Source organism: Lelliottia sp. F153, assembly GCF_002870005.1.
Classification (GTDB): Bacteria; Pseudomonadota; Gammaproteobacteria; order Enterobacterales; family Enterobacteriaceae; genus Enterobacter; species Enterobacter nimipressuralis.
Genome location: NZ_PKFT01000001.1, coordinates 1,366,116 through 1,378,791 on the forward strand (window position 1 = coordinate 1,366,116; position 12,676 = coordinate 1,378,791).

The 12,676-nt window shown below is 55.0% G+C and carries 14 protein-coding genes; 3 read left to right on the plus strand and 11 right to left on the minus strand.

Features of this window, described 5'->3' with window-relative positions; translation table 11 throughout:
* From adrA to F153LOC_RS06525, 6 genes are all read right to left on the minus strand, one after another.
* Positions 1–1,116 (minus strand): diguanylate cyclase AdrA, encoded by a 1,116-nt coding sequence (gene adrA, locus F153LOC_RS06500; protein ID WP_102104323.1) that lies wholly within the window; start codon positions 1,114–1,116, stop codon positions 1–3.
* An 89-nt stretch (positions 1,117–1,205) separates the two neighbouring features.
* Entirely contained in the window at positions 1,206–1,526 is a 321-nt protein-coding gene (gene psiF / locus F153LOC_RS06505; RefSeq protein WP_102104324.1) for a phosphate starvation-inducible protein PsiF, read from the minus strand.
* A gap of 92 nt (positions 1,527–1,618) precedes the next feature.
* Entirely contained in the window at positions 1,619–3,034 is a 1,416-nt protein-coding gene (gene phoA, locus F153LOC_RS06510) for an alkaline phosphatase (protein WP_102104325.1), read from the minus strand.
* 96 nt (positions 3,035–3,130) lie between these two features.
* Entirely contained in the window at positions 3,131–3,391 is a 261-nt protein-coding gene (gene iraP / locus F153LOC_RS06515; RefSeq protein WP_100777456.1) for an anti-adapter protein IraP, read from the minus strand.
* A gap of 237 nt (positions 3,392–3,628) precedes the next feature.
* On the minus strand, positions 3,629–4,840 hold the full coding sequence (locus F153LOC_RS06520) for a multidrug efflux MFS transporter (protein WP_102104326.1): 1,212 nt from the start codon (positions 4,838–4,840) through the stop codon (positions 3,629–3,631).
* A gap of 169 nt (positions 4,841–5,009) precedes the next feature.
* The gene (locus tag F153LOC_RS06525) at positions 5,010–5,642 is read right to left on the minus strand and encodes an extensin family protein (protein ID WP_369804793.1); all 633 of its coding nucleotides are present in this window, start codon (positions 5,640–5,642) and stop codon (positions 5,010–5,012) included.
* A gap of 159 nt (positions 5,643–5,801) precedes the next feature.
* Between F153LOC_RS06525 and ddlA the strand changes: the two genes are divergently transcribed.
* On the plus strand, positions 5,802–6,902 hold the full coding sequence (gene ddlA, locus F153LOC_RS06530) for a D-alanine--D-alanine ligase (RefSeq protein ID WP_102104414.1): 1,101 nt from the start codon (positions 5,802–5,804) through the stop codon (positions 6,900–6,902).
* Here ddlA and F153LOC_RS06535 read toward each other — a convergent pair.
* Complete coding sequence (locus tag F153LOC_RS06535) at positions 6,899–7,135, minus strand: DUF2754 domain-containing protein (RefSeq protein ID WP_102104328.1); 237 nt, start codon at positions 7,133–7,135, stop codon at positions 6,899–6,901. The two genes, ddlA and F153LOC_RS06535, sit on opposite strands and share 4 nt — an antisense overlap.
* Positions 7,136–7,384: 249 nt before the next feature.
* Between F153LOC_RS06535 and F153LOC_RS06540 the strand changes: the two genes are divergently transcribed.
* Positions 7,385–7,687: a DUF2755 family protein gene (locus tag F153LOC_RS06540; RefSeq protein WP_102104329.1), complete on the plus strand. Its 303-nt coding sequence runs from the start codon at positions 7,385–7,387 to the stop codon at positions 7,685–7,687.
* 3 nt (positions 7,688–7,690) lie between these two features.
* On the opposite strand, the gene F153LOC_RS06545 is transcribed toward F153LOC_RS06540, so the two are convergent.
* The 3 genes from F153LOC_RS06545 to F153LOC_RS06555 form a co-directional block, all read right to left on the minus strand.
* Entirely contained in the window at positions 7,691–8,791 is a 1,101-nt protein-coding gene (locus tag F153LOC_RS06545; protein ID WP_102104330.1) for a DUF1615 domain-containing protein, read from the minus strand.
* 14 nt (positions 8,792–8,805) lie between these two features.
* Complete coding sequence (sbmA, locus tag F153LOC_RS06550; RefSeq protein WP_102104331.1) at positions 8,806–10,026, minus strand: peptide antibiotic transporter SbmA; 1,221 nt, start codon at positions 10,024–10,026, stop codon at positions 8,806–8,808.
* Positions 10,027–10,140: 114 nt separating this feature from the next.
* Positions 10,141–10,674 carry an isochorismatase family protein gene (locus F153LOC_RS06555; protein WP_102104332.1) on the minus strand — a complete coding sequence of 178 codons (534 nt, stop codon included), beginning with the start codon at positions 10,672–10,674 and terminating at the stop codon, positions 10,141–10,143.
* 204 nt (positions 10,675–10,878) lie between these two features.
* Here F153LOC_RS06555 and ampH point away from each other — a divergent pair, with 204 nt between their 5' ends.
* Positions 10,879–12,036: a D-alanyl-D-alanine-carboxypeptidase/endopeptidase AmpH gene (gene ampH / locus F153LOC_RS06560; protein ID WP_102104333.1), complete on the plus strand. Its 1,158-nt coding sequence runs from the start codon at positions 10,879–10,881 to the stop codon at positions 12,034–12,036.
* Positions 12,037–12,041: 5 nt separating this feature from the next.
* Here the strand turns inward: ampH and F153LOC_RS06565 are convergent, their stop codons facing one another.
* On the minus strand, positions 12,042–12,668 hold the full coding sequence (locus tag F153LOC_RS06565) for a helix-turn-helix domain-containing protein (RefSeq protein ID WP_102104334.1): 627 nt from the start codon (positions 12,666–12,668) through the stop codon (positions 12,042–12,044).
* Positions 12,669–12,676: the final 8 nt, after the last annotated feature.

Below are 12,676 nucleotides of genomic sequence, written 5' to 3' on the forward strand. Positions count from 1 at the left end.
TCAGGCTGCCACTTCGGTGCGGTTGCGTCCGGCATTTTTCGCTTTGTAGAGCGCCACATCGGCGGCTTTTAGCCACTCGCGATAATGGCCAAATTCAGGCGTTAACGTTGCCACACCAACGCTTATCCGCAGTCGTACCTGCGGCGCGCAGGCTAGCGTTAAGGTTGCCAGCCGCTCATGGACACGCGACATGGCCGCAATGGCACTCTCCGCTGGCGTGCCGCTCATGATCACTGCAAATTCGTCACCACCGAAGCGCCCGATAAGATCCCCGGCGCGCAACGCTAGTTGCAACTGTCGGGTGACGGCAATGATCGCCTCATCGCCCACATCATGCCCCCAGGTATCGTTGATACTCTTGAAATGATCGATATCGATAATCAGGATCGCCGCCTCGCGATGGCTGCGCCGACAGGTGTCGTATTCATTACGCAATAAAATTTCCCAGTGACGCCGGTTAAACACGCCGGTCATACCGTCGCGGGTGCTCATCAGCTCCAGGCGGCGCTTGTGCTCTGCCAGACGGATGGCGGTCTGATAGCTGACCCAGGCAAAGTAGATCGGGTAGAGAACCATCGCCGGCAGCGCCAGCCAGAGTTCCTGCGAAGAGAGGGTAAAGGTGGGGGAGACGCCGGTGAGTTTCAGGGTGATCAGGGCCGCAATAATCGTCATGGTTGCACCAGCAGTGAACAATTTAACGCCCCCTGCCCCCACCAGATTCATGCCTATCATTATTGTCAGTGCCGCCGTGGGAAGTACATTCAGCCCCATCAGCCCCATCCAGATCCCCGCCATAATGGCATCGACTTTCAGGTTCTTTATTTCGCTGGCTCGTGGATCGGCGGCGCGGTAAGCCAGCTGCCAGGCGAGATGTGGCCAGACAAACGCCCAACCCACCAGCACCAGCCACCAGATTCCAGGCGGAGACTGGGCGACCAGCGCACCTGCGATGGGGAAAAACATCGCCGCTAACCCGAACATCCGCGGCAGTCTTACCCGCCGGGCAAATCGGATTCCGGAACGATGGTGGTCATCCTGAGAAAGGTTCTGGGGCCACTCTTCTCGCGTGACGTCTTTATTGTAAAAGTTATCGTCATTCATAATTTTTGGGAACATTCTGAAACATTTCCCAAATTATAGAGACGGGTGTTGTGGGGAAAGTATGAAATTTCGGGTGAGCCGCTGGCACCGCTCACCCGTTAGGACTACGCGGATTTCTTCAGGCAGGCGCTCATAAATTTACTGCGGTCTTCCCCTTTCAGGGATTGCTGCGTCGCCAGGCCGTTACATTCGCGCATCTTTTGTTGCTGCGGCGTGAGGCTCTTTTCGCCCGGTTTCGACGAACTGTTTTTCAGGCAATCGCTCATGTACGTTTTACGCGCATCGCCTTTCAGCGTCTGGGCTGTCGCCTGTTGATTACAGGTGGTCATCCGTTGCTGCTGCGGAGTGAGCGTTTTTTCGGCGGCGGACGCCACAGACATCAGGAGCAGAGAAGAGAGCAGGGTTACAGTAAGAGTCAGTTTCATAACACCATCCTTTTGTGAAGGTTCACAGTAAGTCTGGTTCGTGGCGGGAAAAATACCACCCGACGGAAGGGGATTTCCGCCGGGCGATCGCTTTATTTCAGGCCAAGAGCGGCTTTCATGGTGTAGAACAGATCCGTTTGATCCGTCAGCCCGACCACATTTGCCGCGTGCGGGCCATACGCCGCGATGCGCAGCTGTGTGCCGGTATGTTCCATGGAATCGCCTTCGGAGTTGCCATAGCTCATCACCATTACCGCACCGTCTTTGGTGTTCAGCGCCTGAGTCAGGCCAGGCGCTTTGGTATCGGGTGCCACGATCTGGCTGGCGTGCGCATGGTCAGCGGTCACTACCACGAGGGTGTTGCCATCTTTCTTCGCGAACGCCAGCGCTTTCTGCACGGCTTCATCAAGATCGACGGTTTCGCCAATCTGACCGCACGGATTTGCCGCATGATCCTGTTTATCAATCGACGCGCCTTCAACCTGCAGGAAGAAGCCCTTCTCCCCCTTGCTCAGCAAAGCGATGGCTTTGTCGGTCATCTGTGCCAGCGTCGGAACGCTGTCATCGCGTTTCGGGTTTGGCGTGCAGGTCACAGCCAGTTTGTCGATGTTGCCGTGGTAAGAGGCTTTTGGCCCTTCCCAGCGCACCGGCATGTTGCCGTCTGAGAACAGGCCGAGCAGCGGCTTGTCCTGGCCCGCTTCGGTGATCGCCGCCAGTGAAGCGGCATCGCTCACCAGCTGATAACCCCGCGCCTGCGCCTGTTCACGAAGAGTTTTGCCCTGCCACTCCCCGGCCGTCGCGGTTTCCGCGAACGTTTTCGCCCCACCGCCCAGCGTCACATCGGCGCGGACATTCAGCAGCTGTTCGGTGATGGAGCCTTTGCCACCCTTTTCCAGCGCATTGGTCGGGCATTTTTCGCTGGTCACGGACGGGCCGTAGCATTTACGCGACGTCACATGCGCCACCAGCGCCGCAGGCGTTGCATCCTGCAGTTCAGCCGTTGAGACGTTACCTGTCGCAAGGCCAGCCGCCTTCGCCATCTCCAGAATGGTCTGGTGATCCTTTTCGTGAATATCGACGCCCAGCGCGCCGTTATAGGTTTTTACGCCCGTGGTCCACGCCGTGGCGGAGGCCGCCGAGTCGGTCACGTAATCAGGCTTACCGGTTTTTTTATCCAGCGCGTAGTGGGTGTATTGTCCGGTCAACGGCAATGCGTCAATACCTTTAAAAAAGCCGCCGGCCCCTTCGGCATAATTTCGCGCTGCGGTGATTTCGGAATCGCCCATCCCATCACCAATCAGCAAAATAATATTTTTAGCCGGTTTATCATTTAGCGATGCACGCAGCGCTTCGGTTTGATCTTCTGACAGACGGCGTGCGCCGCCCGGCTGCGTGATATCTCCCTGAGCCGCGCGATTATCCAGCACCTGGGTATTCGTAGTGTCGGCATAAATGGCAGGGGTAAATAATAAAGGCAGTAATGCGATGAAAAGTGCGCTCTGTTTCACTTTATTTCTCCATGTACAAATACATAAAAATAAACAGAGCGACTATAGGCACAACTTATGACAATGCTATGACAGGTTTTTAGATTCTGTGACAGATTAACTACGAGGATGCCGCAACAGCTTTTTTACGTATTGCTGTAGCATTTCGCTATCCTGAATCGGCACTTGAGAGTCGGGCCTGGCATCCTCCAGCGCGCCCTCGATACTTCGGATCAGCGCCTGCTGATCGGTCTGTGCCATTTGCCGTAAAAGGGCCGTGACGACGATTTCTAACGCTTCAACCTGGGCAACCAGTTCTTTTGACTCTTCTTCCTTTTGGGCAAGCTTAACCAGCAACTCTGCAATGAGATTTTTCATCGTGCTATTTCCTTATCAGGTTTTTGCTGACGGTATCATTACGGTTGATTATTGCAAAGAGGCGAAAAGTATTATCTTTATGAAAAAACACGCTATGTCGCAAATAACGATGATTTATCGTCAGCGAAACGTTTTGCTATTATAAAAACTGATTGCGTGGCAGCAAAATAGTAGAAAGCAGGCGCCATTATTTTTGATAACAGCGCCTGTTGTGGATTAATACATAATATATCTTCTTTACGTCGCGATATTCGCCATTTTCTGACGGCGACGGCGTAATGCTATCGCGAGTTGGATAACGTTCAGTAACACCACCACTGCCGTAGCGGCAAATACCCAGCGGAATCCGGCCATCGCGGAAACGGTCGCGCCCATTAACGGGCCTGCGACATTCCCCAGATACATAAATGACTGGTTATAACCAAAGATGCGTCCGGTGACCTGATCGCTTGAGTATTTCACCAGAAGGGTTTGTACCGCTGGCAGCATCGCCCCATCGGCAAATCCGAGCAGGAAGCGCAGCACGCCGAGCTGGAACGGCGAGGTGACGAAGGACATCGCGAAAAACAGCACCACGGCGATAATCAGGGTCGCCATTAATATCCGCGCCGTACCGATACGATCCCCGAGCTTACCCAGTCGTGGGGCAGAGATCAGCGCGGAAACGCCTGGCACGGCGGCGATCATCCCGCTCAGGAACGCAATATTGTTGCTGTCCGGCGCCATGGATTTGATAAACAGCGCCAGAATCGGCCCGATCGAACCGTTGCAGAGCTGAATCACCAGCGTTGTCACAAAGAGGCTGATCATCAGGCCGGGGTATGGCAGCGTGGCAAAAACCGCTTTACCGCTCAGGCGATCGGCTTTGCTGACCGTCGGGCGTACGCCCTCTTTAATGAGGAACAAGGTCACCAGAAAACTCACCATCAGCAGCATCGCGGTGATGAAAAACACCGCGCGCAAGCCGACGTGGTCAGCCAGAAAACCGCCCATCAGCGGACCGCCAATAACGCCGCTGATTTGCGCGGTCGAGAGTGTGCTGATCGCCCAGCCGCTGCGCTCGCGCGGAACCTGCGACGCCACCAGCGCCATCGCGTTAGGAATATAACCGGACGTCAGCCCCATCAGGCCGCGCAGGAGAAAGAGCTGCCAGACGTTAGTGGCATAGGCCTGAAGCAGGATTGCGATCGCCATCCCCAGCGAGGCGCGAAGGAGCATCAGCTTGCGCCCTTTGCGATCCGCAAGGCTGCCCCACATGGGCGAGACAATGGCGGAAACCAGGAAAGTAATACTGAAGGTCAGACCCGACCACATCGACAGCGCTTCGTGGGACGACACGCCGAGCTGGGAGACATACAGCGGCAGGAAGGGCAAAATCTGGCTGATCGCAAGACCGGTGAAAAAACAGCCAAACCAGACCGATATAAGGTTGACTTTCCAGGATTCCATAACAGGCAAACTCTTCATTTTTAGGCGAATTCGCCGACAGATTAGCAAGTTGCGCTACATCACGTAGCGCCAGAGGTGCGGCAGCGACAACTTTGGTGTTTTATCTCCCCAGTCATCATATTTGTGAAACAAGTCACAAATCATCCACTTTTTGGTGGTGAATTATGCTTTAACGACAGAGGCCAAAACCGCGCATTCCGAGGTGAAAATGGTTGGCGTGCGCCGCGTTATACTCCGGCCCAAGCCCGTTACCGTAGTAATCGCAGCTGGCGCTCAGCATCGCGCGCAGCCAGGGCTGTGTTTTGTCGTTGCGCCAGCCGCGCAGCACCGTCACCCGCTCGCCGTCTGCCAGCTGAAACGCGCTGATATCGAGCGCTTCGGCGCTGGCATGTTCGCTGCGACGCGCATCAGGCCGGTTATAGATATTGCGACAGGCAAAGCTGCCGAGATGCTCTACGTGCGTCAACGGGCTGCCCATCATCGTCTGAGTGAGCGGCCGGGCCTTTTGATGGATAAACAGCGCGGAACTCAGGGCCAGCGGGCAGCTGGCGATAAAGCTGCTGCTCAGGGAGACCGGGCCGAAACTGCGCACCCGTACGACGCCGTTGAGCGGGCACTCTCCGGCGCTGTCCGCCAGCGCCTGGGTCTGGATGAGCTGTTTTTGATTGGCCTGCTCCAGCAGACTGACACAGGCTTCGGGCGTCAGGCGACGCAGCTTAAACTGGCTGATTTTCCCCGGCGGATCGTCGAGCGAAAGCGGGGTAAAGGGATTGTAATATGACGGCAGCCAGCGATAGCCCATCACCGCCGCGCCCACCACAATCAGACAGACCAGCACACTTTGCCCTCGCACAATCCCTCCTCGTGAATAGCTCAAAACATTATGGCAGAAGGCGGCGAAACCCACAGAACATCGTGGTATGTTATGGCCTTTGATGAGTCAGACTGGAAGAAAGTGAAGATGGCGAAGCAGCGGGTAGGAATTGTTTTTGGGGGAAAATCGGCAGAACACGAAGTGTCGCTGCAGTCGGCCAAAAATATCGTTGATGCGATTGATAAAAGCCGTTTTGATGTCGTACTGCTGGGTATTGATAAGCAAGGCCAGTGGCACGTCAACGATGCCAGTCAGTATCTGCTGAACGCAGACGATCCGGCGCATATCGCGCTGAATCCATCAGAGATCAGCGTTGCAACCGTCCCGGGCGTCGTGCAGGGCCAACTGATTAACGCGGGGAATGCGCAAGCGCTGTCGCAGATTGACGTGGTTTTCCCGATTGTACACGGCACCCTGGGCGAAGACGGTTCCCTGCAAGGGATGCTGCGTATGGCGAACCTGCCGTTCGTCGGCTCCGATGTCCTTGGTTCTGCAGCTTGCATGGATAAAGACGTGACCAAACGCCTGCTGCGTGACGCCGGGCTGAACATCGCGCCGTTTGTGACGCTCACGCGTGCCAATCGCCAGCGCTACACCTTTGCCCAAATCACTTCTCAGCTCGGCCTGCCGCTCTTCGTAAAACCGGCGAACCAGGGCTCTTCCGTTGGCGTTAGCAAAGTGACCAGCGAAGCACAGTTCACCGAAGCCGTGCGTCTGGCGTTTGAATTTGACCACAAAGTGGTGGTTGAGCAAGGGATTAAAGGCCGCGAGATCGAGTGCGCGGTACTGGGCAATGATTTCCCGCAAGCCAGTACCTGTGGCGAAGTGGTGCTGAACAGTGATTTCTACTCCTACGACACCAAATACATCGATGATAAAGGGGCGCAGGTAGTGGTCCCGGCGGTACTGGATCCGGAAATCAATGACAAGATCCGCGCGATCGCGATTGAAGCCTATCAGGCACTCGGCTGCGGCGGAATGGCGCGCGTTGACGTGTTCCTGACGGCAGAGAATGACGTGATCATCAATGAAATCAATACGCTGCCAGGGTTTACCAATATCAGCATGTACCCGAAACTGTGGCAGGCGAGCGGTATCAGTTATCCGGATTTGATCACCCGACTGATCGAACTGGCGCTGGAGCGTCATGCCGCTGACAGCGCCCTGAAAAGCTCCGTAAACGGTTAATCTGCTTTTTCGGCGCTCTCGACCGTTTCCGTCGTCGGCTCTTCAGGTCGACGGCGGATAATAAAGCCCGCCAGCCAGAAACTGATCACCCAGGTCACCAGCCCTACCGCATAGGTTTGCCAGCCTTTCGCTTCAAATCCCAGCAGCCCAACAACACCGTTAAGAATAAAAATCAGGCCAATCGCAAAGGCGTAATAATGCCAGTCACGGCGTAGTTTGGCAGACAGCTTCATGGCAACTCCGGCAGAATAAAAAGATATCCTCTCACAGTTTTCTTATGCGGTCTGTGGCGGATGCGGAAAATCTTAAATGCGTCGCAATTTAACTTAAGTCAGCAAAATGTGATGTAAGACATAAATTGCTAAACCAGGAGCATTCCCTGGCCCAAATTACCACGATTCTGATATTGACAAATGCTATGACCTGTCAGACTCACCTTGTATGACTGGCACATTGCCAGAATGAAATAGGGGGAGGTTTTTATGGCAGACTTTACACTGGCGAAGCCGATTTTTGGTGGCAGAAAACCGAGAACCTCCACGTCCGGTAACATCGCCTATGCCCTGTTTGTACTGTTCTGTTTCTGGGCGGGGTCACAGCTTCTGAATATGCTGGTGCATGCACCGGGCGTTTATGAACACCTGATGCAGGTCCAGGACACGGGCCGACCGCATGTCGAAATTGGTTTGGGTGTCAGCACCATCTTCGGATTGATTCCGTTCCTCGCAGGCTGTGCCATCCTTGGTGTGATAGCCCTGGTGCTGCGCTGGCGCCGTCATCACTGACGTTTAGTTCAGTGACATACAGCGAGCCCGACGATCGTCGACGCGTTTCGCGAACCACGCCGTGGTGAGATTGCGCGTGATCTTCGGGCTTTCAAGCTGAATGCCCGGCAAGACTTCTCTCGGCAACGCGTTGCCACTCTTTTGCTCCGCCAGCTTAAACACCTGCTGATAAAGATCCGTTTTCTCAAACGCCAGGCTGTCCCCTTTCTCCAGCTGACGGCGGATCTCGCTGTTGCTCATATCCAGTTTGATCGCCAGTTTGCGCACCGCCTGCTCGGTTGTGCCCGCTTCGCTGCTGCCGTAAGCAATCAGATCGCCATCCAGTGCCAGCTTCGCGCCCGTCGCGCGGTTTACCGCATTCTGGAAAGCGGCGTTACGGCTGGCATACCAGCCCGCGTTGAAATCAGCAAAACGATACAGCGGGGCGCTGTAGTTGGCGGGATAATTCAGGAGATGGTAAGTGCCGAACCACAGCCCACCGCGCAGAGAAAACACCTCCTGGCGCACCGTGCCGTCGATTTCCCACGGATAGCCGCGGGTATGTTTCTCAGCAAAGTCGATGCTGACCTGCATCGGACCGCCCGTGTGCACCGGATTGAGCGAGCCAAACAGCTTCTGCCCCATCGGCACCATATCGATAAAATCATCGAAAATGGCGCTCAGCTGTTTCTCGGTTTTCACCGTATCCAGCCGCTCGCTGTAGCTTTTGCCGTTAGGCGAGGTGATTTTGAGCGCCGTATGGACGAGAAAAACCGGGATGTGCATTTTTTCTGCCCGGCGGTCTATCTCCTTCCAGGCAATTTTGTTAAGCCCAGGCACCGCCGGATCGGACTGGTACATGGACTCTTGCTGCGCCACCGCCAGCACCGAGCAGATATTCTCCTCGGTCGGGGCAATCTTCTGGCTCTCGAAGGTTTTCGCCAGCACGATTGCCCAGTCGTCGCGATCCTTGACGCTGGCGGGCATCTTCTGACGCACCACGCTTGCCACATCAACAGGCTTTTCGCCCTTTTTCAGCGGCGCGGCACCTTTGTCAGCGCATCCGGCCAGCACGAGAGCGGCCAGCAGTGATAAGGGTAACGCGCGTGGTACGGCAAATGGCATAGCAACTCCCTGTTTTAACCTAATGTGTTGGTCACTTCCTGCAAGTTCTGGTCGTCCAGCTCGCGTTCGAAACTGCGCAGACGCTTATAGATCGACATCAGCTCAACCAGCGTAGTCCATGATGCAATCAAATACTGGAACGAACCGCGAACCTGACCGAAAACGTTGGTGATCTGAGTCATCAGACCGAGCGTAATCGTACCTGCCACAATCGACGGGAACAGCAGGAACAAACCGAAAACGTTATCAACCTGCAGATATAAGATGCGGGCGATGTTGAAATACATGTAGTGGAAATAGAGGCGGAAGTAGTTGCGACGCACCGCGCCAAACAGCTCGCGAACGGTCGGCGGCGAGGCGCGTTCGGGGTCGTCTTCCCCGTAGACCAGCTCTTTACGGTAGGCGGCTTCCACGCGCTGGTTTTTGAACTCCAGCCCCGGCAGTTTTATCCCCACCGCCGCCAGCAGCCCGGTCCCCATCAGCGACCAGACGATAGCCGCAATCACAAGGCCATAAGGCAGATGGCCGACAATCGGCAGCTCCGGAACGTGCGCGGAGAGCGTAACGAGCACCGGCAGAAACGCGATGAGGGTCATGATGGCGTTGATAAAGCTCACGCCCATATCTTCCAGCGTGGAGGCGAAACGCATCGTATCTTCCTGCACACGCTGCGCGGCACCCTCAATATGACGCAGCTGCTGCCAGTGCGCCATATAGTGTTCGTTCATCGCGGTACGCCAGCGAAAGACGTAGTGGCTGACGAAGAAGTTATTCATGACACCGATAATAACGGCGATCAGCGCGATGCCGAGGAAAATCCCGACTTCATGGTAGAACTGATTGATGGTGACTTTGTGCGGGGAGCTGAGCGCGGTCTGAATCAGATCGTAGAACGGCGCATACCAGGCGTTGACCGCAACGCCGACCTCCACCAAAAACCAGGTGACAAAGATGATAAGCGCGGTGCCGAGAATCGACCAATACTGCCAGCGATGCGGCGCATAGCTGAACCAGAACAGGGCAAACAGCCCTACGCACAGCGCATAGTAGGCGTAAAACAGCAGATAGCTGAGGGACCAGAAGCGCGCCGCGCTGATAGGCACATCGCCCGTTGCGCCGGTTATGCGCTCAATCCACGCACCGCCGCCCGCCTGCCAGAAAATGACGGCGATCAGCGCCCAAATAAACGCCGAGAGAAAAAAGGGTCCCGGCTTTGGGAAAAAAGACTTAAACATGGTGCTTCCTTCTTGTTGTTATGGCGTTGCTGTGTTCAACAAAATACCACACGAAAAACCCGCCACGCGCCGCTCACCGGCGCATGCAGAAAAAATAGACCTGTGGTTTATAGGTTAGTTCGCCTGCCACCCGGCAAGAATTGTTTCGGTGAGTTTCACGGTGGGCGCATTACCCGGTGCGCTAAGGGTGCCCCAGACCTCGTTATAGTGCTTAATCAGCACCTGCGCCTCGGCCGCCGGGCGATGTGCGGTGGTATGCGCATCTTCCGCCACTGTGATGTGATAGCCACGGCTCACGCCATTTTTGAGGGTGGTGTCCACGCAGTAGTCGGTTGCACACCCGCAGATGACGAACTGCTGAATACCGTGTTCTGTTAACAATGCTTCGAGCTGAGTGCGATAGAACGCATCGCAGGCGGTTTTGGTGACATAAAACGCCCCCGCTGGCTGATGCAGTTCAGGCAGCAACGCAAAACCTTCGCTCCCCTCCTCCAGTCCACCTGCTTCAATGTGCTGAATAAATATTACCGTATCGGCGGCGTGCGTAAGCTGATTGATTCGCGAAACGCATTGTTCGCGTTGAATACGAGGCGTCGCAAACACGCCCTGCTGCATATCGACCACCATCACCACACGTTTATCAGCCATCACCGTCTCCGAAGAATTGAGTCATACCAGCCCCTATCATAAGCCCGATGTCACAAAACAGGAGACTGATTGCAACGAAATTGTTCTTATTTACCCGTGGTTACGTTTTTCCCGCTATCGTTATGCAATTCGGCCCTTTGCACCGGGCCGTTTAGTAGTATAAATACGCATTACTTCTTTCATTCACTTCATGGATGCTTTTCGTTGAAACGTTGTCTGCTTTCCTTCGCCGCGCTGTGTGCGGTGAGCCTAACGTCTGTCCAGGCTGCCCAGCCGCTGACGGCACCTGTTTTCGCTTCTGATATCGCGGACCGCTACGCCAATCTTATCTATTACGGCAGTGGCGCAACGGGTATGGCGCTGGTCGTGATTGATGGCAATCAGCGTGTGTTTCGCAGTTTTGGTGAAACGCGTCCTGGCAGCAATGTCCGTCCACAGCTTGATTCGGTCATTCGCATTGCCTCTTTGACCAAGCTAATGACCAGCGAAATGCTGGTGAAGTTGCTCGATCAGGGCGTGGTCAAACTCAACGATCCCTTAAGCAAATACGCACCACCTGGGTCGCGCGTGCCTTCTTATCAGGGGACACCGATTACGCTGGTGAATCTGGCGACGCACACCAGCGCCCTGCCGCGTGAACAGCCCGGCGGCGCGGCGCATCGCCCTGTTTTCGTCTGGCCGACGCGCGAACAGCGCTGGACCTACCTGACAAACGCCACGCTGAAATCCGCGCCTGGTGCTCAGGCCGCCTATTCGAATCTGGCGTTCGATCTGCTGGCCGATGCGCTGGCGACGGCATCGGGAAAACCTTATACCCAGCTGTTTGAAGAGCAGATCACACGGCCTTTGGGGATGAAAGACACCACCTTTACGCCGTCTCCCGATCAGTGCAAGCGCCTGATGGTGGCGGAGAAAGGGGCAAGCCCGTGTAATAACACTCTGGCAGCGATCGGCAGCGGCGGGGTTTACTCCACGCCCGGCGATATGATGCGCTGGATGCAGCAGTTCCTCTCGTCCGATTTCTACGCCCGCAGCAATCAGGCCGATCGCATGCAGACCCTGATTTATAAACGCAATCAGCTTCATCGCGTGATTGGGATGGATGTCCCAGGCAAAGCCGATGCGCTGGGCATGGGCTGGGTCTATATGGCTCCAAAAGATGGACGTCCGGGTATTATTCAAAAAACGGGCGGCGGCGGCGGATTCATCACCTATATGGCGATGATTCCGCAGTCAAATGTCGGTGCGTTCGTGGTGGTCACCCGCTCGCCAAATACCCGGTTTATCAATATGAGTGATGGGATCAATAATCTGGTGGCCGAACTGAGCGGAAATAAAGCCCAGGTCGTTCCCGCATCCTGATCGAATTAATATTCCGCGGGCAAACGGTTGATGCTAACCAGTTTGCCCCGGTTCATATTAATATAATTCCCCTGGCGTAAAGCCGACAACACCTCCGCCACAACGGAACGCGAAATACGCGTACTGCGCTGAATATGATTCATCACACCAATTTTAGAACGCAGTGTTTCATCCCATTCCGCCATATCCAGTAGCATGGCACGAATCTGGCTGTAGGAGTTATTTCCGACCAGCTGCATATCCCGCTTTTCTAATATTCGGTTTATCCATGACAGCCAGCAAAATGCGTCATGCCAAAGATGAGATTGCTGAATAAGTTGACGGGCAGTGGCGGCCGGAAGATAAAAACCGCTGCAGGATGAGTGTGCCACCATCGTATATTCCTGCTGATGTTCCATCATTCCCGCCGTGAGGCCAAGAATGAAAGGGGTCGTCACTATTCCGAGGAGAAGATCGTCGGGCCGACGATGGATTGCCACTATTCCCGTCTGTATGACAAAGGTATGTTGTTCTTTATCGAAGCATTCATGGTAAATAATATTATGCGCAGAGGCTTTAAAGGGTGTGCTCTCGGCTTTCAGACATTGCTCGAGCCGTTTAAATTCAGAAAGGGGTTTCGCATCAGGATTCATACAGACCT

Coding starts and splice junctions, on each gene's coding strand:
- adrA (WP_102104323.1), bottom strand. CDS start 1,116: ATGTTCCCAAAAATTATGAATGACGATAACTTTTACAATAAAGACGTC.
- psiF (WP_102104324.1), bottom strand. CDS start 1,526: ATGAAACTGACTCTTACTGTAACCCTGCTCTCTTCTCTGCTCCTGATG.
- iraP (WP_100777456.1), bottom strand. CDS start 3,391: ATGAAAAATCTCATTGCAGAGTTGCTGGTTAAGCTTGCCCAAAAGGAA.
- F153LOC_RS06520 (WP_102104326.1), bottom strand. CDS start 4,840: ATGGAATCCTGGAAAGTCAACCTTATATCGGTCTGGTTTGGCTGTTTT.
- F153LOC_RS06525 (WP_369804793.1), bottom strand. CDS start 5,642: ATGGGCTATCGCTGGCTGCCGTCATATTACAATCCCTTTACCCCGCTT.
- ddlA (WP_102104414.1), top strand. CDS start 5,802: ATGGCGAAGCAGCGGGTAGGAATTGTTTTTGGGGGAAAATCGGCAGAA.
- F153LOC_RS06535 (WP_102104328.1), bottom strand. CDS start 7,135: ATGAAGCTGTCTGCCAAACTACGCCGTGACTGGCATTATTACGCCTTT.
- F153LOC_RS06540 (WP_102104329.1), top strand. CDS start 7,385: ATGGCAGACTTTACACTGGCGAAGCCGATTTTTGGTGGCAGAAAACCG.
- F153LOC_RS06545 (WP_102104330.1), bottom strand. CDS start 8,791: ATGCCATTTGCCGTACCACGCGCGTTACCCTTATCACTGCTGGCCGCT.
- sbmA (WP_102104331.1), bottom strand. CDS start 10,026: ATGTTTAAGTCTTTTTTCCCAAAGCCGGGACCCTTTTTTCTCTCGGCG.
- F153LOC_RS06555 (WP_102104332.1), bottom strand. CDS start 10,674: ATGGCTGATAAACGTGTGGTGATGGTGGTCGATATGCAGCAGGGCGTG.
- F153LOC_RS06565 (WP_102104334.1), bottom strand. CDS start 12,668: ATGAATCCTGATGCGAAACCCCTTTCTGAATTTAAACGGCTCGAGCAA.